Origin of the sequence: Brevibacterium sp. RIT 803 (assembly GCF_016892625.1) — a bacterium.
Taxonomy (GTDB): domain Bacteria; phylum Actinomycetota; class Actinomycetes; order Actinomycetales; family Brevibacteriaceae; genus Brevibacterium.
In genome coordinates, this window is record NZ_JAFEMW010000003.1 from 255768 (window position 1) to 277789 (window position 22022).

The window sequence follows — 22022 nt, forward strand, 5'->3', positions numbered from 1 at the left end:
CGAATTATAGAAGCTCAGGCGCTTTATTGCTCATTTTATGTAACGGTTCAATAACGCCCGCGGGCTTTCCCGTTCCTTACTTAGGGGTAACCTCGTCCGCAGTCGGCACCATCCCACTCTCTGTTGAGCGAGTACCTCACTGACAACTGAAGTGGCAGAATGCGGACATGACCACATTGGCTCACAGCTCCAGTGCACCTCGGAAGTCTGCGGAGACAGAGATGTCTCTCGCCGATGTCCTCTCGACCGAGCTCCGGGCCGCGGGGGTCCGGGACTTCAGCGTCGACGACACCGATCGTGCCGCCTACACCACTGACGCCTCCCTCTTCCGCCTGGTTCCACAGGCGATCGTCTTCCCTCATGACGAGGCCGATGTCTCGCACACACTCGCGATCGCGCGCCGGCTGGGAGTACCCATCACCAGCCGCGGCGCAGGAACCTCGATCGCAGGCAATGCGATCGGCACGGGCATCATCCTCGACTTCTCTCGCCATATGAACGAGGTCCTGGCCCTCGACCCCGAGGCGCAGTCCGCCTGGGTTCAGGCCGGATGCATCCACGCTCACCTGCAGGCACAGGCGCGGCCCCACGGCCTGCGCTTCGGCCCTGATCCCTCTACTCATACTCGCTGCACGATCGGCGGGATGATCGGCAACAACGCCTGCGGGCCACGCGCTCTGGGCTACGGACGCACCGGCGACAACATCCTCGCGCTGATCGTCATGCTCGTCGACGGTACAGTCGTCACCCTCGACGACACCGACTCCTCAGAGACGTTCCCGCGTCTGTATGAACTCGTCGGCAGGTCGCTGGGCACCATCCGGACTAATCTGGGCACCTTCTCTCGACAGGTCTCCGGGTATGGGCTGGAATCCCTGCTGCCGGAGAACGACTTCGACCTGCGCCGGGCCTTCGCCGGGACCGAGGGCACATGGGGCATCGTCCTCGCCGCGAAGATGCGCCTGGTCAAAGACCCCACCCACACCTCGGCGGTGGTGCTCGGGTACGAGGACATGGTCGCGGCCGCACATGATGCTCCCCTGCTCAAGGGGTTCCCGGTGGCGGCCTGCGAGGGCCTCGACTCGCGCATGCTCGATCGGGTCATCGAGACCAAGGGAGCCGAAGCTGTCCCCCGCCTGCCCGAGGGCGGCGGCTGGCTCGTCGTCGAACTCACCGGCGAGGACGAAGCCGAACTGGTCGATGAGACGAAGCGCCTCATCAGAGAGTCGGATGCTCTGGATTCGGCGGTGCTCGGCCCCCAGGCGGCAGCCGAGGTGTGGGGCATTCGCGCCGATGGAGCCGGTCTGGTCTCCCGCACACCCGATGGACGTGACGCCCACGCCGGGTGGGAAGATTCTGCGGTTCCGGTCGAGCACCTCGGCGACTATCTGCGTGAACTCATGGATCTGCTCACCGAGCATGGGCTGTGGGGAATTCCCTACGGGCACTTCGGCGATGGCTGTCTGCACATGCGCGTCGACTTCCCGCTCGAGGATCCCGACGGACCCGAGGTGATGCGGACGTTCATGGTCGCGGCGACGAAGCTCGTGGCGCGTTACGGCGGGTCTGTCTCCGGTGAGCATGGCGACGGCCGTGCCAGATCCGAGCTGCTGCGTCTCATCTATCCCCCAGCCGTATTGGAGCTGTTCACAGAGGTCAAGGAGCTCTTCGACCCGCAGTACCTGCTCAACCCGGGTGTCATCGTCGACCCGGATGCCCTCAGCGAGTCCCTGCGGCTGACCCAGCTGCCGCTGCGGGAGGAGCTGCCCGGAACCTTGGCCATGGCCTACGAGGGAGAGTCGGCGGGCTTCGCCTCCGCCGTCCATCGCTGCACCGGCGTCGGCAAATGCCGTGCCGACTCTGCCGACAGCGGTGGCGTCATGTGCCCGTCCTATCAGGCCACCCGCGATGAGCGGCATTCCACGCGCGGTCGTGCCCGGGTCCTGCAGGAGATGGTGTCCGGGGATCTCCTCAACTCATCGTGGCAGTCCCCCGAGGTCGCCGATGCACTCGACCTCTGCCTCTCCTGCAAGGCCTGCGGCACCGAATGCCCGACCGGCACTGACATGGCCACCTACAAGGCCGAGGTCCTCCACCAGTCCTACAAGGGCAGGCTGCGCCCGATGAAGCACTATTCGCTCGGTTTCCTGCCGCAGCTGGCACGCGTCGTCACACCCCTGGCCCCCGTGGTCAACCGCGTCTCGGGCCTGCCGGGGCTCACGACAGTGGCCAAGAAGCTGGCCGGGATCGACATCCGCAGATCCATCCCGCAGTTCGCCTCGACGACGTTTCGGAAATGGTGGGCGAAGACAGACAGCACCGCCGAGGTCGGGCCCAGCACGAAGACCCGTGAGGTGATTCTGTTCGCCGATTCGTGGTCGAATCATTTCGCGCCGCGTATCCTCGCCGCCGCCGTTGCCGTGCTCGAACGCGCTGGCGTCACGGTGCGCGTCATCGACCAGACAGTGTGCTGCGGTCTGCCCCTGATCTCGACCGGTCAGCTCGACGCGGCGAAGGCGAATCTGGGAGCAACGATCGGTGCCCTCGACGCAACCGGGGAAGTGCCCATCGTCGGGGTCGAACCCTCATGTCTGGCGACTCTCAAGGACGATTCGCAGAAGCTCTTGGCCGATGAGGCCTCGGCACGAGTCGCCTCACGGGTGCAGACCTTCGCGCAGTACCTGCTCAGCGTGGGTGCCGAGCTGCCTCCGTTGGACGGAGTCGAAGCGCTCGTGCAGCCGCACTGCCATCAGTCGGCGATCTTCGGCACTGCCGCGGACAAGGAGCTGCTGGCCAGAACCGGTGCTGCAAGCCGATTCCTGGGCGGCTGCTGCGGTCTGGCCGGAAACTTCGGCGTTGAGGAAGGACATTACGAGACCTCGGTCGCTGTGGCCGAAGTGGCTCTGCTGCCGGCCCTGCGGGAGCAGGAAGCACTGCGCAATCGGGCGCCGAACGCGCTCGGAGCCGGAGGAGCGGCCGGGACACAAGGACATGCCGGCGACGGTGAGCGAACACGGGTCGTCTTAGCCGATGGCTATTCCTGCCGCACACAGATCGCCGACCTCAGCGATGCACAGGGTGTGTCGCTGCCGGAGCTTCTCGCTTGGGGCTGGGGACTCGAACCCGCCCGCTGATACTGCTGGGCGACGGGCTCAGACACGCGGAGACTGAAGTCAGGCCGCCAACTACCAGGCTCAGGCCTTGACCGGCTCAGGCCTTGGCGGTGAGGACCGGGACCTCTGCTTCGAGCAGGATCCGCTGAGCCTGCGAGCCGAGGATGAACTTACCGATCGCCGAGCGTTTGCGCAGGCCGATGACGATGAGCTGGGCGTCGTGTTCTTCCACGAGGTCGTTCAGCGTTCCCGGCAGATCATCTTCGTGATCGGGCTGGAGAACCTCGACCGCGACGTCTGAGTCCTTGCCCAGTGCGACGATGCGGTCGATGACGTCTTGGTCGATCTCGGTCGGGGTGCCACTGGCTCCGCGTCGTTGGGAGTTGATCACGACAGCATTGCTCGACCGAAGTTTGGCTTCTGCGAAACCCGCACGCAGAGCCGCCTCACCCTCAGGAGCAGGAAGGTAGCCAATGAGAATCGTCATATCGAGAAGTATATTAGCTCTGCCCTGATTCGTTCATTCCCGTATCACCGCGAGGACACCTCACGGTCATCGCAATCGGACCTCCGACACCCGGCGTGCGCATCGCAGCTCAGCCGATGCCGCTTGCACCGGTCCTGCTCACCTGGGCCGCCCGCTCACCGAGATCGCGCAGCGCACCCAAGAGCTCCGGTGGCTCGACGACTCGGAAGTCCACGGGAGTCGCTGCGGTGATCACTGCCGCCCAGGCAAGGTCCTCGACACCGAATTCGATGCGGGTGCCGTCGGCGGTCTTCGTGATCGTCGCTGTCCTCGTCGGGAACCACGATTTGGCCTCAGCCACGGTTGCGTCGACATCGAGGATCACGGTGTGGCGGTACGCGTCGGTGGTGACGGCGGAACTCACGGCCGCCTCTGCATCGGGATGGTCCCTGGGCGCGAAGGCGAAGGTCGTTTCGTGAACCTGACTCATCCGATCGAGGCGGAAGACCCGCCAATCACTGCGAGCGAGATCCCAGGCGTAGAGATACCAATGCGCGCCGAGGACGACCATCCGCACCGGCTCCACCCGGCGCTCCATCGACTTCGTCCCCGAGCTCTCTGCGCTCTTCCGTTTCACGTGGGCGAAGGTCAGGACGCTCCGGGACGCAATCGCCGAGGCTGTCGTCATGACCGCTGCCATGTCGACTCCCGGTTCGTGACCAGCGACAACAGAGACTGCTGTGCTGATGTCCCCGATCGTCTCGCGCATCCCGGCGGGAAGCATCCCGCGCAGCTTCGCGGTGGCCGAATCGGCGTTCGAGGTGCCCAAGCCGGCGCCGTTGAGCAGAGCCAGGCCGAGTGCTGTGGCCAGAGCCTCACCGGTCTCGAGCTGCAGCGGGGGCAGAACAGTGCGCGAGTGAGCACGGTATCCGCCGGCCGCACCCGAGACAGATTCGATGACATAGCCGAGCTGGCGCAGATTCGCGATGTCGCGGCGAATGGAGCGAGGCGTGACGCGAAAGTGCGCGGCCAGCTCGGCCGCGGAGTAGGTTCGTCCCGAGGCGATCATCCCCAGCATGGACAACAGTCGAGAATCAGCGGTCATAGCGGACATTATATGTCCGCAAACGGTTGGACACTGGTGTCACAGATCCGGACAACCGGTTCTGCACCAGACGATCAGGAGAGATCATGCCGTTCTTCGCCCCATCAGTCACGACCGAGGCCGACGCCCAGTTCTCGTTCCTCGAACAGCAGTGCTCGCAGCTCAAGATCACCGCTCTCGGCCTCACCGACGAACAGGCTCGCAGTACGCCGACGGTGAGCGCACTGAGCATCTCCGGCCTCTTGACTCACGCCGCCCAGGTGCTGTTCTCCTGGATCCAGCAGGTCCGCGATCCTTCGCTTGAGGTCACGGCGGATGATTATGCCGACTACAACCGACGCTTGGGCCTCGACGGAATGTTCGATGGGTCTGCTCTTCCCGACCTCGCTATTGGCGATGTGGTCACCGCTTTCGAGACAGCCATGGCCGAGATCGACGTGGCACGCAGGGCGGTCGAGGAGAACGGGACCGATCTGTCCACGGTCGTCCCGATGCCTCACAATCCGTGGATGCCCAAGGACTTCGTCATGAACGTCCGGTGGATCCTGGGCCATCTCAACACCGAGATCGCCCGCCATGTCGGTCATGCCGACATCATCCGCGAGTCCATCGATGGCGCGATCGCCTATCAGCTCAATGCCCAGGCCGAAGGTCAGCCCTGGCCACCCGAGGGATGGAGCTGAGCTTCAGCGCAGGCGGATCACCCGCAGGAGCAGCTGAATCAGCCTGGCGCCTGCAGCACGCAAAAAACTACCCGGTTCTGCATCAGCACGGTGAGTGCGACGTGCTGATGCAGAATCGGGTAGTTGGTCTTGCCGGCCATGCCGACAGCGTCGGCGCAAGAGATTCAGGCCGCGAACACGGCGCCCTTCGACACCCTGTCGACCAGGTGGTCGGTGTAGGCAGGCATCGTGAGGAATTCGGGGAAGTCCTCACCCAGTGCGCTCTTGCGGAAGATCTCAACGGCCTCGGTGTAGTGGTCTGCGGGGTGGCGCTCGATGACTGCGAGCTCCTCGCCCATGTACCGCTCCACCAGGTCGCGGGTGACCTGCTTCCCGTTGTCCAGCGTCACCGAGTGGCGGATCCACTGCCAGATCTGGGACCTGGAGATCTCAGCGGTCGACGCGTCTTCGAGCAGGTTCTCGAGTGCGACGTTGCCGTTGCCGCCCAACCATTCGTTCATGTAGCCGATGGCCACACGGATGTTCAGTCGAACACCTTCCTCGGTGACCGTGGGGTCCAGTCCCGACACGTCGAGCATGTGCTCGGCGCAGGCGTGGGCATCGGCCCGGCGGTTGTCGAGCTGATTAGGCTTGTCGCCGAGTGCGGCGTCGAAGACCTCGAGCGCGTCATCGACCAGTCCCGGCTCGGCCACCCAGGTGCCGTCGAAGCCGCGCGAGGCTTCACGAGCCTTGTCTTCACGCATCTTCACCAGCTCCGAGGCAACGAATTCCTTGTCCGGGTGAGTGGTCATGAGGTTGCCCATGGTCCCGATCGCGTGTGCTCCGCGGCGGTGGCAGGTCGAGACGAGGCGGTCCGCGAACGCCTGCAGCAGCGGCAGTCCCATTGTCAGGTGCTCGCGATCCGGCAGCACCCACTTCGGGGAGTTGCGGAAGTTCTTCACGAGTGAGAACAGGTAGTCCCAGCCTGCGGCATTGAGGCCGGCGCAGTGATCGCGCAGCTCCCACAGGATCTCTTCCATCTGGAACACAGCGGTGATCGTCTCGATGTGAGCGGTCGCCCGGATGGTTCCCTGCGGAATGCCCATGTAGTCCTGAGCGAAGACGAAGATCTCGTTCCACAGGCGTGCTTCGCGGAAGGACTCGAGCTTCGGCAGGTAGAAGTATGGTCCCGAGCCGCTGTCGACGAGTCGGCGGGCATTGTGGAAAAAGTAGAGACCGAAGTCGACCATGGCACCTGAAGTCTCCGACTGGCTGCCCTGGGCATCGACGTGGATCAGGTGCTTCTCCGGCAGGTGCCAGCCGCGGGGACGCAGGCCGATGGTGGGCTGCTCACGGTTGTTCACGCCCGGCAGGTTGCCGCGGATGGCGTTGAACAAGTTGAGTTGTCCGCCGATGATGTTGGACCAGGTCGGGCTGGTGGCGTCTTCGAGGTCGGCGAGCCAGACCTTCGCACGGGAGTTCAGCGCCGCAACTACTTCAGGTTCGGAGACGGGGCCGGTCAGTTCGACACGACGGTCTTCGAGACCGGGGGCTCCGGCCGCGCCGGCGACCTTCCATGTGGTGTTCGCCCGGATTCCTGCGGTGTCTGGGGTGAACCTCGGGAACGTGCCGTTCCGGATGCTCTGCGCCTGACGTCCGCGGACTCCCAGCAGCTTGCCCAGACGTTCGCTGAAGCGATCGTGGAGGGCTGCGATGAAGTTGAGAGCGGACTCCGAGAGGATCGTGTCGAAGCCTGGTTCGATGGGGGCGTTGATTTTGATGTGAGACATGGGGCTTCTCCTCACCCGTCGGAATGTGTGCTGCTGATGTGCGTTGCGGTGGCTGTGCTGCGGTGATGCGATGGCTGTGCTGGTTCTGCGGTGGTGCTGGTGTCGCCGAGGTTGTGGTTGGAGCTGTGATGTCTGGTGTGCCGGCGCGGACCAACAGTGCAAACCCCGTGAAAACACTGTCGATCCGCGCCGAGTACTGGGTGACCGGTCACGCGAGGCCGGTGTCCGTCGTCGCGTGACCGGTCGGGTCACCGAAGGCTCAGCTGAACTGAGCGGATTCGGTCGATCCGGCCAGAGCTGTCGTCGAGGACTCTGGGTTCAGCGCGGTCGAGACCAGGTCGAAGTATCCGGTTCCGACCTCACGCTGGTGCTTGGTTGCGGTGTAGCCGCGGTCCTCGGCAGCGAACTCGCGTTCCTGCAGCTCGACGTACGAGGTCATCTGGTTGCGGGCGTAGCCGTGAGCCAGATCGAACATCGAGTAGTTGAGCGCGTGGAAGCCGGCCAGGGTGATGAACTGGAACTTGTAGCCCATGGCTCCCAGCTCACGCTGGAACTTCGCGATGGTGGCATCGTCGAGGTGCTTGCGCCAGTTGAACGACGGCGAGCAGTTGTAGGCCAGCATCTGGTCCGGGTACTCCGCATGGATGGCGTCCGCGAACTGCTTGGCAGCGTCGAGGTCCGGTGTGGAGGTCTCCATCCACAGCATGTCCGCATAGGGAGCGAAGGACAGTCCGCGGGCGATGCCTGCTTCGATGCCGTTCGTGATCTTGTAGAAGCCTTCAGAGGTGCGCTCACCGGTGACGAAGCGCTGATCGCGCTCGTCGATGTCCGAGGTCATGAGCGTTGCCGCTTCTGCGTCGGTCCGGGCGATCACGAGGCTGGGCACGTTCTCGACGTCGGCCGCGAGGCGAGCCGCGTTGAGGGTGCGGATGTGCTGCGAGGTCGGGACGAGAACCTTGCCGCCGAGGTGACCGCACTTCTTCTCAGAACCGAGCTGATCCTCGAAGTGCACACCGGCTGCACCGGAGGAGATCATCGAGCGCATGAGCTCGTAGACGTTGATCGAACCGCCGAAGCCTGCTTCTGCGTCGGCCACGATCGGTGCGAACCAATCGTCGACGTTCTTCTTGCCTTCCGAGGTCTCGATTTGGTCGGCGCGCATCAGAGCGTTGTTGATGCGACGCACGACCTGAGGCACCGAGTTCGCCGGGTAGATCGACTGATCGGGGTAGGTCTGTCCGGCATTGTTCGCATCGGCGGCGACCTGCCAGCCGGAGAGGTAGATGGCGTTGAGGCCGGCCTTGACCTGCTCCACTGCCTGGTTGCCTGTCAGCGCACCGAGTGCGTTGACGTAGTCGCCGGACTTGATGTCGGTGGAGGCCACCTGGTTCCAGAGACGCTCTGCACCGTGGCGAGCCAGTGTGTGCTCTTCGATCAGCGAACCGCGCAGTTTGACGACATCCTCGGGCTCGTAGTCACGAGCAACTCCCGACCAGCGGGCATTGGTGGCCCAATCGCGGCGGATGGCCTCAGCATCGTGCAAGCTGCTCTGCGTGGTGTTCTCAGTCATTCTCATTCACTCCTCGTCGTTCGGGGTTGGTGAGATCAGTCTGCCGTGACTGCAAGGGGGCCGATAGAGATTTCTCCGATGAATAATCGACTGTTTTCCGGTTTTGGAAATTATCGCGTTCTGTCATACTGATTCTCAGCGCATGTGAACCACGCCACGATGTCGAATGGAGCCGCAATGACGAGCAACGAGACTGATCTGAGGGATGCCGAAGCAGAAGCGGACACCCTGAGCATAGGCAGAAGAATTCGCTTTTTTCGCAAACAGCGTGGGCTGACCCTCACCGAGCTGGGTGAGAAAGTGGGGCGTGCAGCCTCCCAGATCTCGACGATCGAGAACGGCAAGCGAGAAACTTCTGTCACCCTGCTCAGTGCCATTGCGAAAGCCCTGCAGACCGAGGTCGCCGAGCTCATCGATCCCACCCCCGTCGATGGCAGACAGGCTCTCGAGCTTGAAGCCGAGCGCAATCAGGCCTCACCCATGTACTCCTCCTTAGGTCTGCCGCAGGTGCGGATCAAGTCGCTGCCCCATGATGCCCTCGAAGCGATCGTGGGTCTGCAGAGACAGCTCGGCCAGGTCCTCGAACGCCGTGCCGCGACCCCGGAGGAGGCTCGTCGGGCCAACCGGGAGCTGCGCGAGCGGATGCGCGAGAAGAACAATTATTTCGCCGACCTTGAGACCCAGGCCGCGGAACTTCTGCGCCTGGCCGGATACGAATCGGGCACAGTCTCCCAGCGGCAGACGGCCACGATCGCGGAGAAGCTGGGGTTCAGCCTCCACTACGTCTCTGACCTGCCCTCATCCACCAGATCGATCTCCGACACTGCGAACAATCGCCTCTATCTGCCCAATACAGATGCGGCCTTCGACCCACGCTCACATCTGCTCACGAGCCTGGCCGCGCACGTGCTCGGCCATGATGCTCCGAAGGATTTCAGCGAGTTCCTCCAGCAGCGGGTGGAGGCGAACTATCTGGCCGCCGCTGTTCTGCTGCCGCAGAGTTCGGCGGTGCCGATGCTCATCGAGGAGAAGAAGAAGCGCGAGCTCTCCGTCGAGCATCTGCGCGATATGTTCGGTGTCGGCTACGAGATGGCCGCCCACCGATTCACGAACCTGGCCACCGAGCACCTGGGTCTGCCCGTGCATTTCATGAAGGTCCACCGCTCGGGCACGATCCACAAGGCGTACTCGAACGACGGTCTGCCCTACCCCACGGACCCGCTCGGCGCGATCGAGGGCCAGTTCGCCTGCAAACGATTCACTTCTCGCACTGTGTTCCGCGTCGCTGACAGGTTCAGCCCGTACTACCAGTACACGGACACCCCTGAGGGTTCCTTCTGGTGCACCGCACGCGTACTGCCCGGCGGTGACTTCGCCATCAGTGTCGGAGTCCCCTTCGCCCACGTGAAGTGGTTCGAGGGACGAGAATCCCCGATCCGGTCCAAGTCAGCCTGCCCGGATCCCGCGTGCTGTCGCCAGGCACCCGATGATCTGGCCGAGAAATGGGAGAACCAGGCTCTGCCCTCGGCACAGATGCATGCGTCTCTGCTGGCAGCAGTTCCCCCCGGCGCCGTTCCAGGCGTCGATGATACCGAGGTCTACGAATTCCTCGAACGCCACTCCGGCTGATTCGGACGGATCACCCGTAGGCGCCGTCTGAGGTCACCGAGCGTTCGCCTCAGCCGTCCGCGTCGGCGGGACCGTCGAGGACTCGGTTCGCGACACGTTCGGCCGTGGCCAGCGCAGAGGCGGCCCCTGACCTGGGGAGGCTTCTGACTATGGTGAGTCTGCCGCGCGTGGTCACCCGCAGCTCGTCCACGAGCGTGCCATCGGCGTCGATTGCCTGCGCGCGGATTCCGCGCGAGTCGGCCCGGACGGCCGAGGCATCGATGGCAGGAACGAACTTCCGGATCTCTTCGACGAAGGCAGAGGTGCTCACGGCCGGCTTGGCTCCGCGAGCGGCGGTCTTCGCTGTCTGCGCCGCGAACTTCCAGAATCCTTTGAAGCCGACGGTCGACCCCAAATCGCCGAGGTCGAAGCCGTGCTTGTCAGAGCGTTCGCGCCCCAGCGACACGATGGTGTTCGGGCCCAGAACCAGCCCACCTCTGATGCTTCTGACCACGGATCTCTCGGAGAACGGGGAACTCGGATCGGGAACCGTGCTGATGATGCCCCGGACCACCTCGGCGGGGTCGTCGATGTCTGGGTCGTCGATGGCGTAGTAGTCGCTGGTGAACGGGACGATGCGAGGTTCCTCGTTGAACCCCGCCGCCGCTGCCAGGCGGTCGGCTTGAACGCCGGCGCAGACGATGACGAGGTCGAACACTGCCGTATCCTCGGGCCGGACCGTACGTTCGCGCTCGCGTCCGGCAGGTTCCCGGTGCTCGTCTGCACCTGTGTGCCGGGGCTCACTCCCACCCGAGGGTCGCGAACGACCTGAGGCGGGATTGGAGAATCTTTCGCTGAGACTACCGATCGTGTCTTCGACCTGTTTGAACCAATCCTGAGAGCCGAAACGACTGCGCAGCTCGTCGCGGACGTCGATGACCGGTCCGGTGGTGTTATCGCCGCGATAGGTCCGCGGAGCCTCGTGCACCTGATCGTCGATATCGCCGTCGGATTCCGCGGCGGAGTCAACGTCACTGACTGAAGCCGAACCATCGGAGCCTGAAGCGGAGTCAGCGTCGGAGCCATCAGGGCCGACAGCGGGCTCGCTCTGTTCGGGCGCTGCCGTGCGCAGGCGCAGACGAACCTCGTTGCTCATCACGTCGAAGCCGGTGACCTCTGTGCCGAAGCGGAACGTGCCGCCGGCAGCGCTGACATCGGAGGCGAGCGCCTCGGTCAGAGCCGTGAAATCGGTGACGGCCGTGTGCGGTGCGTAGAGTGCGAGGACGCCCCTGGCGTTGGGTTCGACCTCCAACATCTCCTTACGGTCAAGCAGCCGGACTCCCGGGATCGAGTTCGCTTCGGCCCGGGCGAGGATCTCCTCGAGTCGGTCGGCCTCATCCGTGTTCTGCGCAACGAGCAGCTGCCCGCACTCGCGGTAGGGAATGCCGCGTTCAGACACGAACGGGACCAGCAGCTCCACACCTCGGCGAGCGAGCTTCGCCTCCGGCGAACCCGGCTGCGCAGCAAGCGCGGGATCCACGACTCCCGATGTGTGCCCGCTCTGATGCGCGGCAAGGCGTTCTGCCTTGTCGAAGACGGTGACTTCGGCGGCGGGGAGCCTGCCGGTGAGCTCACGGGCGAGCGCCACTCCGACGATTCCGGCACCGACCACGGCCACTCGTGAAATACTCATACAGCAATCTTGGCACCGATCGCGGAGAAGGAGAAGGATGTCGACGGCCCTGAACTGGACTGGCAAGGACGCCGCCTTCGCACTCGGTCGACGGCTGATCTCCGCGGATGCTTCCGGCCGCCTCGGCGAGGGTCCGCACTTCCTTAGCGACGGTGACACCTACGTCCCCACCGTCGATGAGAACATGCTCATCGTCGGAGACAATCTGCCGGCGCTGACCGGGCTGCTTGGCACGCACCGGGGACGGATCAAGGTCATCTACATCGATCCGCCCTACAACACGGGCAACGCGCTGGCGTATAAGGATCACGGGCATGATCACGCGAGCTGGCTGAACTTCATGACGCCCCGGCTGATGCTGGCACGCGAACTCATGCGCGAGGACGGGGTGATCTTCATCCACCTCGACGATGGTGAGAGTGCCTGGGCGCAGCTGTTGGGGCACGAGATCTTCGGTGAAGCCAATTCGCTGGGCACCCTGATCCACCAGCGTGCGAAGGGCGGCGGCAACTCCCCCTCCTTCGTCCGCGGTCACGACTACGTCCACGTGTGGGCGAAAGTCGCTGATCAGGCGGGTGCGTTCCTGACAGAGAAGAAGGCGCCGGCGAAGCTCGAGATCATCGACGGCAAACGCATGCTCGTCGAAACCGATGTGCTCCGCGCCGGATTCGGCCGCTACGCTCGCGGCCAGGAACGTCGGCTCATGTACGAGGACATCCTCGAGGTCAAGGGCGCGAAGAAGCTCGCCGAGGTGGACGCGAAGTTGGGCACGGGAGAATATGTGCTGCGCGCCTGGGGTCCAGCGGGCAAACATGCTGTGGTGCGGGTGACGCCCGCGGAGAAGGCGAGTTCCAAGCTCTACTCGATCATCAAGGCCCTGGGCGGGCAGAACGACCTCGAGGATCTGGGGCTGGGTGGGATCTTCAGCTATCCGAAGCCCGTCGAACTGGTCAAGACACTCGTGGCCTCCCAGACCTTCTTCGACCCCGAAGCAATCGTCCTCGACTTCTTCGCCGGCTCGGGCACAACCGCGCAGGCGGTGATGGCTGCCAACCAACGCGACGCAGGCTCACGCACGTTCATCCTCATCCAGACCCCGGAACCGCTGCAGACGAAGAACGCGCGCAGCTTGGTGGGCGCGGACTCCGAGGACGGCTTCCCCGAAATCAGCCGACTCACCGCGGAGCGGATCCGACGTGCCGCGAAACGCCATCACCCCGATCTTCGCTTCACCGAAATCGCCGTGGCCGAGCAGTGAATTCTCATCAGCATCCTTGAGTCTCTCCTGGCGACGGTGTAGGCATGCATCAAGGCTGATCGGCCTCATCGACGCGGAGAAGAAGACCGCAGACCAACCGACCCGGTGAGAACTTCAGCGGAGATCCAGAATCGGATCGTAGGCTGAGGAACGACCGGTCAACGCCGCGAACCCTCTTCACAAGGAGCCATCTTGTCAGTCGTCGCCATCAACACCCTCACCGTTCCCGAAGCCGCACGCGGTGAACTCGAGAAGCGCTTCGCGGCACGCAAACACTCCGTCGACGGTTCGCCCGGCTTCGAAGGCTTCCAGCTGCTGCGACCGGTCTCCGGCGGTGACCAGTACTTCGTCTACACCCAGTGGGCCACCCGTGAGGACTTCGAGAACTGGCGCGAGGGGCGCAGACCCTCACACGAAACCAGCGGCAGAGAACCCGTCTCGGAACAAGCCAATCTTCTCGAGTTCGAGGTCGTCGACCTCGGCGACTGAGATTTGTCGTCGAGGGACAAGAGGAAGCGGATAGCGCTCTAGCTGTCGTTGTCCTTATCGAGTTCGCTGAAAGTCTCCACGTTCCGCGGTGTGCCGGCGATGAGGATCTCATCGTTGGCGTAGAGCGTGACGTCGCGGTCGGCGATGTCCCAGGAACCGCCTCCATCGCGTTTGAAGGCGACGATCGTGACTCCGTATTCCGTCCGCAGACCCAGCGACGCCAGCGGCACATCGGCGACTCGCACCGGAGGTGTGGTTCTGGCGAGGACGAAATCCTCATCGATGGGCAGGAAGTCCGAGATGTGTCCCTTGATGAGATGCGCCAGGCGCCGACCCATGTCGTTCTCCGGACTGACCACGTTCTTGACCCCCAGCTGATGCAGGATCTCGGCGTGGGGTTCGGTGATGGCCTTGGCCCAGATGTGCCGATTGCCCATTTTGAGGATGCGTGAGGTGATGAGGATACTCGCTTCGAGGTCGCTGCCCACTGCGATGACGACACGGTCGACCTCCACGATGCCGATCTGACGCAGAACCGTCTCATCGGTGGCATCACCGCGGGAGACGTATGTCAGCACCTCGGCGTGGTCCGACACGACCTCCTCGGAGATGTCGATGCCGATGACCTCGACTCCGTGCTTGACGAGCTCCCTCGCCAAGGAGCCGCCGAACCGGCCCAGACCGATTACGGCCACCGCGCCATGCCGGGCAGCAGGTTTCGGATTGCCGGCGAAGAACACCGCAGGCTTAGCCAACCAGGATTTCTCGTTCATTTCGACGTCCTCTCTGAACTCTCAACGGTACTGTCATCCATCAGCCGATCAGCGGCCTTTCCTTCGGCAGTTCGAATCGCTGTGGGCGCACCCGCAGGGCCAGCACCGAGGCGACCGTCACCGGACCGAGTCGCCCCAGGGCCATCGTGATGATGATGACCACTTGGCTGAGTCCCGGCAGATCTGCTGTGATTCCCGTCGACAGACCGACGGTGCCGAAGCCTGAGATGACTTCGAAGAGGATCCGATCGAAACCGAGCGACGGAGCATCGAGCATGATGACCGTGGTTGCCACAACGATGAGTCCCGAGGACAACACGATGACCGTCGTCGCCTGTCTGTGCACGGACCTGGACACTCGCCGGCCGAGCAGATTCACCGCCCGTCCACCGGTGATCTCTGTCCATGTCATGGCCCCGAGCACGAGGAACGTCGTGATCTTCACACCGCCGGCGGTACCGGCGGGGCCTCCTCCGATGAACATCAGAATGTCCATTCCGAGCCAGGTCGCAGGATGCATCTGCGAGATGTCGACCGAGTTGAACCCGGCTGTACGGGTGATCGTGGACTGGAACGCCGACGCCTGGATCTTTCCCCACACGTCGAGAGTTCCCATAGTGTTCGGGTTGTTCCATTCGATCACCGCAATGTAGATCATTCCGGCCACGAGCAGCACCGGTGTCATGACGACGACGGCACGGGTGGTCAGACTCCATGTCAACGGTGACCGGTAGCGTCTCGCCAGTTCGATGACCACCGGATACCCGAGACCACCGAGGATGACGGCGCAGCTGATCGGGCCGCAGATGAATGGGTCCGCCACGTAGTCCATGAGGCTGGTGCTGTGCAGACCGAAGCCTGCGTTGTTGAAGGCTGAGACCGCGTGGAAGACCGCGCTCCATACCGCTTCGCCCAGCGGCTCGTCGTAGAAGAGGCGCAGACGCAGGAAGAGCGCCACAGCGACGACGAACTCTGCTCCCACGGCAAGGACGACGATGCGCCGCACCATGGGTGCGATTCCTCCGATCGCAGAGCTCTTGGTCTCCGTGGCCACGGACTGGCGAAGTCTCAGACCCGTCTTGCCCGCCACCACGATCGCCAAGAGAGCGGTGAAGAGCAGGACACCGAAGCCTCCGATCTGGATGAGGGCGAGGATCACCGCCTGCCCGAAGAAGGTGAAATCTCCTCCGGTGTCGAGAACCGCCAATCCGGTCACGCTCAGCGCCGAGGTGGCGGTGAAGAGTCCGGACAGCAGCGAGATACCGCCCGGTGCCACCGTAGCGGCAGGCATCATCAGCAGTCCCGTACCGATGACGAGAGCTGTGAGGTATCCGATCACCACACGGGCGATGGCATCACGATGAGTGCTGTGCACAGCGAGAAATCTAGCACCATGTCACCCGCCGAACTCGAGACACGGCGAACTCACAGGTCGGGTCCTTGCAGCCGCCAGCACAACAGCCACCGGGTTGCCCGCTCCGCGACCCATAGGCTCTGGCTGACAGCACTCATTTGCTGAGTGATCGCACCCGTGTCCCTTTCGGAGATGGCGTTGACATTACCGGCCGGAAACTCTCAGAATCCTGCTACTGTGCACAACAGCACAGTCGGGTGAAAAGAGGGATGCGATGTCGCAACAGCAGACAGAGGTCGGAGACCGGGGCCACGGTTTCGTCAAGGCGCTTGGCACGGTCGATGCACTTTTCATCGGATTCGGGGCGATGATCGGCTTCGGCTGGGTCGTCCTCACCGGAGAATGGCTCAGCGGTGCCGGCACAATGGGCGCAATCCTCGCATTCGTCGTCGGCGGCATCATCATGTGCTTCGTCGGCACGGTGTACTCCGAGATGGTCGCTGCCATGCCGCACGCCGGAGGTGAGCACAACTATCTCATCCGGGCGATGGGTCCCAAGGTCTCACTCTTCGGGTCCTGGGCGATCACCGGCGGATACATCAGCGTTGTCATGTTCGAAGCAGTCGCAGTGCCGAAGACCGCCTTGTACCTGTTCCCGAACCTCGAACACATCAAACTGTGGACCATCGCCGAATTCGATGTCTACCTCACCTGGGCTCTCGTCGGCACCGTCACCGCGATCATCATCGCTTGGATCAATATCCGCGGAGTCAAGCTTGCTTCGCTCGTGCAGACGTTCGTGGTCTCGTTCCTCATCCTCGTCGCCCTGATGCTTCTGACCGGCGGTCTGGTCGGCGGTGAAGCAGTCAATGCCGAACCGCTCTTCACCGGTGGTGCCGCAGGCTTCATTGCAGTAGTCGCCGTCGTACCCTTCCTCTTCGTCGGCTTCGACGTCATCCCGCAGTCGGCGGAGGAGATCAAGCTTCCACCGGCAAAGATCGGGAAGCTCGTCGTGGCCTCAGTCTTCATGGCGATCGCGTTCTACATCATCATCATCGCGATGACCTCGCTGGCAATGCCGGCCTCGGACCTGGCCACCCACGACCTCGTCACGGCGGATGCGTTGGCGACGATGTTCAATTCCGCCTTCTGGGGCAAGCTTGTCATCGCCGGTGGACTCGCCGGCATCATCACCTCGTGGAACGCATTCCTCATGGGGTCGTCCCGCCTGATGTGGGCCATGGCCGTGGCCGGCATGATTCCCGCCTGGTTCGGCAAGCTGCACCCCAAGTACCGCACCCCCGTCAACTCGATCATCTTCATCGGAATCCTCTCCGCCCTGGCTCCGTTCCTCGGCTCAGCGGCCCTGGGCTGGATCGTCGACGCGGGTTCACCGGCAATCGTCATCGCCTACTTCCTCGTCAGCGTCGGGTTCATCATTCTGCGCAAGCGCGAACCTGCGATGGGCCGTCCCCTGCGCATCGGCGGAAAGGGCAACGGCGGCATGGTCATCGGCACCATCTCTGCCGTGCTCACTCTGGCGCTCTTCATCCTCTACCTGCCCATCACCCCGTTCTCCGCGCAGCTGGCGTGGCAGTCTTGGACGATGTTCGGACTCTGGCTCGCCGTCGGCATCTTCTTCATGTTCCGCCTGCCCACCGGCATCAAAGCAGGGCCCAACGCCGAAGACGAACTCCTGGCCAAGGTGAAGTCGCTGCGCAAGACATGACTCGGTGAGGATCAGCCGCAGTGAGAAGCGGCCTGCGACACGGAGGCTGAATCTCAGCAGCAGACAATTCACCGCTTCGTGTGAGCGCGGCCAAGACCATAGTGCGGCCATCGGAGACATCTCCGATGGCCGCACTACGTTGCACGCGTGTTGGTGGGCTCCACCTCACCGCAAGCCGCAAATCACCCCGCCGCAGATGTATGAATCGGCAGGACCAGTGCCTCAGGTGAAACCAGCGGTTGCTATCGGCACCGCGAGGAGGCAGCAGCCGCGCGGGGAGTCTTTGGCTCCGCGGGGAGGCAGTAGCCGCGCAGCGAGGCAGTAGCCGTGCGGGGAGTCTCTGGCTCTGCGCGAAGTCTTTGACTCTGCGGGGAGCGAGATACCCAACTGTGGTGAGCAAGATACCCAGCTGGAGGCACAAGCGAGCGCGGCCACCGGCATAGTGCACGGTGACCGCGCTCGGATCAGGGGAGCGGGACTCAGAGGCAGAGACCTCCCACTATCCGGTCACTCGCCGCCGATCAGACGGCGGCGTCGAGGCCGTTCATCTTCAGGCGTTCACGCTGGTTGGGGTTGACGCTTGGTCGGAACGGCATCTCCACCACCTCGGCGCGGACGGGCTCTCCCGGTGTGTCGGCGAAGGGCTCGGGCAGATGCACCCAGTATTCGGTACCCAGCTCACTGGCGTCGACCGGCACATGGGCCATTGCGATATTGGCTTCGAGCTCCGGCGAATACCACGGTGAGGTCACGTAGCCGACAGCCTCGCCTCCAGCGGTGGCGCTGACCAGCCAGAAGTCGGGGGCGTAGTCCGTGATCGGATTGCCGCCGACCAACAGCCCCACGAGCTGAGTCCGAAATGGTGGGGTTCCGGCTGCGATCTGCTCACGAACAGCTTCGAGCTTCGCCTTGCCGATATAGTCGGCCTCCTTCTTCCGCGGCACCTGATAGGCGAGGTTGACCTGGAACGGGTAGGTCTCGAAGTCCATGTCCTGACCCCACGAGAGGATGCCTGCGGCGATCCGGCGGTGATGGCTGGGAGCGACGACCTTGAGGTTGTAGGGAACGCCGGCTGCGAGCACCGCGTTCCACATGTCCTCGGCATACTTCGTCGAGTCCTTGAGGTAGATCTCGTAGCCCTTCTCCCCCGTGAACCCGGTCTGGGAGATGATGACATCGTGCCCGCCGACCTGGGCCTCCATGAGCCCGTAGCTGGGCAGCGTACGTCCTTCCTCACCGACGAGGTCGGCGATGACGTCGACGGACTTGGGTCCCTGGACCTGCACAGGCGAAACGTCGATCTCGGCAATGGTGACGTCGAACCTGCTGCCGACATTGACACCCTGCAGCCAGAGCATGAGATCGGTGTCGGAGAGGCTGAACCAGAATTCGTCGATCGCCACCCGCAGCAGGATCGGGTCGTTGAGGATGCCTCCGGCCTCATTGCACAGGATCACATAGCGAGCGCGCATGACGGGGATCTTGGTCGCGTCACGGGTGATGACATAGTTCACGAACGCCTCGGCGTCGGGACCCTTGACCTGGATCTGGCGTTCAACGGCGACGTTCCACAAGGTCACGTCGTTGACGAGGGACTGATACTCGACCATCATCCCGCCGTCTTCTCGGGGCACATAGCCGCGCGGGTGGTACATCCGGTTGTAGATCGAGGCCCGCCAGCAGCCTTCCTGCATGGACAGCTCCCAGTACGGAGACTTCCGCACTCGGGTGTCGATGAGCATCTCGACCGGTGTGGGGCCTGATTGGCGTAGGTTGATTGGGACTTGTCTGTCGCTTTGGTCCACTGATGGAACGTTGTTGTCCATGATGTTCCCTGCCTCAAACAGTTCTATAATATGGAACTGGATTCCCATATTATGGGTACAATTAGTGTAGGATCGAAGTATCGGCGGACGCAAGGGTTTCCGAAGTAAATCATCATCCGTCGACCACTTCCCAGGAGCCTCTCAAGGGAGCCGAGGATGTCACACGAAGTTCTGGCCTCACTGCTGAAGTCCGCGCGGTACGAAATCCTCCCCACTGCGGGCGTGGTCGACCGTGTCCACGAATATGTCGTGCCCGGCCGCGTGATCACCGTGACCGCCTCGACCGGACTGACTCTTGAGGCGACTCTGTCCACGGCAGAGCAGCTGCAGGCGCTCGGATTCCATGCGGTGCCCCACATCGCGGCACGAATGGTCCAAGGCAGAACCGAACTCGAGGAGATCGTCGACCGGCTGACGCAGGCCGGCATCGATCGGATCTTCGTCCCGGCCGGCGACGCCACCCCGCCTGCGGGTGGCTATGCGGGAGCACTCGACCTCATCATCGACCTCGCAAGCATGGCGGCACCGATCCAGCACCTCGGCGTCAGCGCCTATCCGGAGACCCATCCGCTCATCCCCGACGATGTCACCGTCCAAGCGATGTGGGACAAACGCGACTACGCCACTCACCTCGTGTCGAACCTGTGCTTCGACCCTGGAACCCTCTCCACCTGGCTGGCCAGGGTACGAGCGCGCGGCATCGATCTGCCACTCATCCTCGGCATTGCGGGCAAGGTGGAATTGGCGAAGCTGGCGCGAGTCGCTTCAAAGATCGGGGTCGGCGAATCGACACGGTTCCTGCGCAAGAACACCGTCACGTTCACCAAGATGGCCAAACCCGGCGGCTATAACCCCCGGAAGTTCCTGAACAAGCTCGCCCCCGTCCTGGACAACCCGACCATGGGCGTGGCCGGCCTCCATATCTATACCTTCAACCAGATCAAGGACACAGAGACCTGGCGGCGCAGGCAGCTTGCTGCTCTCGGTCACAACGACGAGGTCCCAAGCACATCCTGAGGAAGCAGGCGTGCCTGATCGACAACAGATTCGTGTGACCATGTCACACTTCAAGGCCGCCATCCGACGAAGTTGGTGACAGGCGAAATACGACTGTCGCAGCGTTCCCACCGGAACCTGCCGTTCCCGTCAGAAAAGGACACTCATGGCTCGCATCAGCCTCGACCACGTCAGCAAGAAGGGCTACTCCCACGTCGCTCGGCTCGACACCTACTGCCGCACCGCACTCGGCGATGAACTCTACGATCTCATCAAGCTCCGCGCCTCAATCGTCAACGGCTGCGGCTTCTGCGTCGACATGCACTCCACCGACCTGGAACGGCTCGGCGTCCCGTCCCGAAAGCTCTTCGCTGTTTCCGCCTGGCAGCACGCAGGTGCCCTGTTCGATGAGAGTGAGCGCAGTGTCTTCGCCTTCACGGATGCGGTGACGAAGCTCGGCCCGGAGACCGTGACGGACGATATCTGGGATGAGGCGGCCAAGCACTTCAATGCCGAGCAGCTCGGCGATCTGCTCCTGGTCATCTCCACGATCAACATCTGGAATCGCCTGGCGATCGCCACCGAGACCACTCCACCGGTCGGCGACGAAGCTGCAGCGCCCGCCGAGGAGACCGTCGCCTCGGGCGCGGAATCATCGGCCGACTGATCTACATTGGGAAGGTGGACGAGATCGAGCTGGGCATCGCTGAGGACACAGACGCCGTCACCGAGGCGACCCGAGCCTGGGACGCTGAGAAGGGTCGTCTGTTCGGAATCGCCTACCGCATCCTCGGCGATGCCGGCCATGCTGAAGATGTGGTCTCAGAAGTCGGCATTGCCGCAGTCGTCCACGAGCGCAAGACCGACGAGGCCATTGCTTCGTGGCCGGCCTGGCTGACAACAGTGAGCGTCCGACGTGCGATCGACCGCTCCCGGCAGCTCTCACACATCAAGGAGGACTATCCCGGCCCGTGGCTGCCGGAGCCGGTCGCGACCGATCAGCTGCCTGAGGACGCCGTCGCGAACCGGGAGCTGCTGTCGCTGACGCTTCTCCACCTTGCCGAGCAGCTGAGCCCAGAGGCTCGAGCGGCCTTCGTCCTGACTCGGGCATTCGATATGAGCACCGAGGAGGTCGCCCGGATTCTCTCGAAGAAGCCGGCCGCTGTGCGGCAGATGGTCTCACGTGCGGCACGCCGTCTCGACGTCGACCAGCCGGTGACTCGTGCAGCGGACAGGACGGTGCTGACTCGTCTCATCGACGCCATCCACAGTGGGGATCCGTCCACCGCGCTTTCGCTGCTGCTGGCCGAGGATGGCGTGTTCTGGGCCGATGGAGGAGGAAAGGTAACCTCCGCGCTCAATCCGATCTTCGGTGCCGAACGGATCACCCGGTTCTTCAGCTCCGTCATCACACCCGGTGACCCGAGCGGTCTGGACTTCAAGGGGATCGTCGACCTCAACGGCGGAGTGGTCGTCGCTGTGGTTCGTGCCGGTCACGACCATGTCCTTGAGGTGCAGGTCGATGCCGCCGACCGCATCTGCAGCCTGCGCTTGGTGAGCAATCCGGACAAACTGGGTCGGATCTGAATT

Annotated in this window: 17 protein-coding genes; 9 read left to right on the top strand and 8 right to left on the bottom strand. The window is 63.3% G+C overall.

Features of this window, described 5'->3' with window-relative positions:
- The first annotated feature begins 221 nt into the window (after positions 1-221).
- A complete protein-coding gene (locus JTF07_RS11575; protein WP_204234681.1) occupies positions 222-3134 on the top strand; it encodes an FAD-binding and (Fe-S)-binding domain-containing protein in 2913 nt (970 codons plus the stop codon).
- Positions 3135-3210: 76 nt separating this feature from the next.
- On the opposite strand, the gene JTF07_RS11580 is transcribed toward JTF07_RS11575, so the two are convergent.
- On the bottom strand, positions 3211-3600 hold the full coding sequence (locus JTF07_RS11580; protein WP_143923086.1) for a universal stress protein: 390 nt from the start codon (positions 3598-3600) through the stop codon (positions 3211-3213).
- A 109-nt stretch (positions 3601-3709) separates the two neighbouring features.
- On the bottom strand, positions 3710-4684 hold the full coding sequence (locus JTF07_RS11585; RefSeq protein ID WP_204234420.1) for a helix-turn-helix transcriptional regulator: 975 nt from the start codon (positions 4682-4684) through the stop codon (positions 3710-3712).
- Between the two features lie 86 nt (positions 4685-4770).
- Here JTF07_RS11585 and JTF07_RS11590 point away from each other — a divergent pair, with 86 nt between their 5' ends.
- Entirely contained in the window at positions 4771-5367 is a 597-nt protein-coding gene (locus JTF07_RS11590; RefSeq protein ID WP_204234421.1) for a mycothiol transferase, read from the top strand.
- Positions 5368-5531: 164 nt separating this feature from the next.
- On the opposite strand, the gene aceB is transcribed toward JTF07_RS11590, so the two are convergent.
- Complete coding sequence (gene aceB, locus JTF07_RS11595; protein WP_204234422.1) at positions 5532-7136, bottom strand: malate synthase A; 1605 nt, start codon at positions 7134-7136, stop codon at positions 5532-5534.
- A gap of 259 nt (positions 7137-7395) precedes the next feature.
- Positions 7396-8706: an isocitrate lyase gene (gene aceA, locus JTF07_RS11600; protein WP_204234423.1), complete on the bottom strand. Its 1311-nt coding sequence runs from the start codon at positions 8704-8706 to the stop codon at positions 7396-7398.
- 177 nt (positions 8707-8883) lie between these two features.
- On the opposite strand from aceA, the gene JTF07_RS11605 reads away from it, so the two are divergent.
- Positions 8884-10335, top strand: coding sequence for a helix-turn-helix transcriptional regulator (locus JTF07_RS11605; RefSeq protein WP_204234424.1), 1452 nt, complete (start codon positions 8884-8886; stop codon positions 10333-10335).
- 49 nt (positions 10336-10384) lie between these two features.
- Here JTF07_RS11605 and JTF07_RS11610 read toward each other — a convergent pair whose 3' ends face one another.
- Positions 10385-12007 (bottom strand): FAD-dependent oxidoreductase, encoded by a 1623-nt coding sequence (locus JTF07_RS11610; RefSeq protein WP_213018803.1) that lies wholly within the window; start codon positions 12005-12007, stop codon positions 10385-10387.
- Between the two features lie 37 nt (positions 12008-12044).
- Between JTF07_RS11610 and JTF07_RS11615 the strand changes: the two genes are divergently transcribed.
- On the top strand, positions 12045-13265 hold the full coding sequence (locus JTF07_RS11615; RefSeq protein WP_204234425.1) for a site-specific DNA-methyltransferase: 1221 nt from the start codon (positions 12045-12047) through the stop codon (positions 13263-13265).
- Positions 13266-13457: 192 nt separating this feature from the next.
- The gene (locus JTF07_RS11620) at positions 13458-13754 is read left to right on the top strand and encodes an antibiotic biosynthesis monooxygenase family protein (RefSeq protein ID WP_204234426.1); all 297 of its coding nucleotides are present in this window, start codon (positions 13458-13460) and stop codon (positions 13752-13754) included.
- 38 nt (positions 13755-13792) lie between these two features.
- Here the strand turns inward: JTF07_RS11620 and JTF07_RS11625 are convergent, their stop codons facing one another.
- Both JTF07_RS11625 and JTF07_RS11630 read right to left on the bottom strand, forming a co-directional pair.
- Entirely contained in the window at positions 13793-14527 is a 735-nt protein-coding gene (locus JTF07_RS11625; RefSeq protein ID WP_204234427.1) for a potassium channel family protein, read from the bottom strand.
- A 40-nt stretch (positions 14528-14567) separates the two neighbouring features.
- Positions 14568-15902: a TrkH family potassium uptake protein gene (locus tag JTF07_RS11630; RefSeq protein WP_204234428.1), complete on the bottom strand. Its 1335-nt coding sequence runs from the start codon at positions 15900-15902 to the stop codon at positions 14568-14570.
- Positions 15903-16155: 253 nt separating this feature from the next.
- Here JTF07_RS11630 and JTF07_RS11635 point away from each other — a divergent pair, with 253 nt between their 5' ends.
- Entirely contained in the window at positions 16156-17610 is a 1455-nt protein-coding gene (locus JTF07_RS11635; protein ID WP_204234429.1) for an APC family permease, read from the top strand.
- 521 nt (positions 17611-18131) lie between these two features.
- On the opposite strand, the gene JTF07_RS11640 is transcribed toward JTF07_RS11635, so the two are convergent.
- Positions 18132-19436: a glycine cleavage T C-terminal barrel domain-containing protein gene (locus tag JTF07_RS11640; RefSeq protein ID WP_252199758.1), complete on the bottom strand. Its 1305-nt coding sequence runs from the start codon at positions 19434-19436 to the stop codon at positions 18132-18134.
- 156 nt (positions 19437-19592) lie between these two features.
- Between JTF07_RS11640 and JTF07_RS11645 the strand changes: the two genes are divergently transcribed.
- The 3 genes from JTF07_RS11645 (at position 19593) to JTF07_RS11655 (ending at position 22019) form a co-directional block, all read left to right on the top strand.
- The gene (locus tag JTF07_RS11645) at positions 19593-20453 is read left to right on the top strand and encodes a methylenetetrahydrofolate reductase (RefSeq protein ID WP_204234430.1); all 861 of its coding nucleotides are present in this window, start codon (positions 19593-19595) and stop codon (positions 20451-20453) included.
- 145 nt (positions 20454-20598) lie between these two features.
- Positions 20599-21099 (top strand): carboxymuconolactone decarboxylase family protein, encoded by a 501-nt coding sequence (locus tag JTF07_RS11650; protein WP_204234431.1) that lies wholly within the window; start codon positions 20599-20601, stop codon positions 21097-21099.
- 14 nt (positions 21100-21113) lie between these two features.
- Positions 21114-22019, top strand: a complete 906-nt coding sequence (locus JTF07_RS11655; RefSeq protein ID WP_353843945.1) for a sigma-70 family RNA polymerase sigma factor — start codon at positions 21114-21116, stop codon at positions 22017-22019.
- The last annotated feature ends 3 nt before the right edge of the window (positions 22020-22022 follow it).

What these genes read in the sequence shown, in the direction of transcription:
- JTF07_RS11625 (WP_204234427.1), bottom strand. Translation starts at nt 14,527, where the DNA reads ATGAACGAGAAATCCTGGTTGGCTAAGCCTGCGGTGTTCTTCGCCGGC.
- JTF07_RS11650 (WP_204234431.1), top strand. Translation starts at nt 20,599, where the DNA reads ATGGCTCGCATCAGCCTCGACCACGTCAGCAAGAAGGGCTACTCCCAC.
- JTF07_RS11645 (WP_204234430.1), top strand. Translation starts at nt 19,593, where the DNA reads ATGTCACACGAAGTTCTGGCCTCACTGCTGAAGTCCGCGCGGTACGAA.
- aceB (WP_204234422.1), bottom strand. Translation starts at nt 7,136, where the DNA reads ATGTCTCACATCAAAATCAACGCCCCCATCGAACCAGGCTTCGACACG.
- JTF07_RS11615 (WP_204234425.1), top strand. Translation starts at nt 12,045, where the DNA reads ATGTCGACGGCCCTGAACTGGACTGGCAAGGACGCCGCCTTCGCACTC.
- JTF07_RS11590 (WP_204234421.1), top strand. Translation starts at nt 4,771, where the DNA reads ATGCCGTTCTTCGCCCCATCAGTCACGACCGAGGCCGACGCCCAGTTC.
- aceA (WP_204234423.1), bottom strand. Translation starts at nt 8,706, where the DNA reads ATGACTGAGAACACCACGCAGAGCAGCTTGCACGATGCTGAGGCCATC.
- JTF07_RS11605 (WP_204234424.1), top strand. Translation starts at nt 8,884, where the DNA reads ATGACGAGCAACGAGACTGATCTGAGGGATGCCGAAGCAGAAGCGGAC.
- JTF07_RS11640 (WP_252199758.1), bottom strand. Translation starts at nt 19,436, where the DNA reads ATGGACAACAACGTTCCATCAGTGGACCAAAGCGACAGACAAGTCCCA.
- JTF07_RS11635 (WP_204234429.1), top strand. Translation starts at nt 16,156, where the DNA reads ATGTCGCAACAGCAGACAGAGGTCGGAGACCGGGGCCACGGTTTCGTC.
- JTF07_RS11580 (WP_143923086.1), bottom strand. Translation starts at nt 3,600, where the DNA reads ATGACGATTCTCATTGGCTACCTTCCTGCTCCTGAGGGTGAGGCGGCT.
- JTF07_RS11610 (WP_213018803.1), bottom strand. Translation starts at nt 12,007, where the DNA reads ATGAGTATTTCACGAGTGGCCGTGGTCGGTGCCGGAATCGTCGGAGTG.
- JTF07_RS11585 (WP_204234420.1), bottom strand. Translation starts at nt 4,684, where the DNA reads ATGACCGCTGATTCTCGACTGTTGTCCATGCTGGGGATGATCGCCTCG.
- JTF07_RS11575 (WP_204234681.1), top strand. Translation starts at nt 222, where the DNA reads ATGTCTCTCGCCGATGTCCTCTCGACCGAGCTCCGGGCCGCGGGGGTC.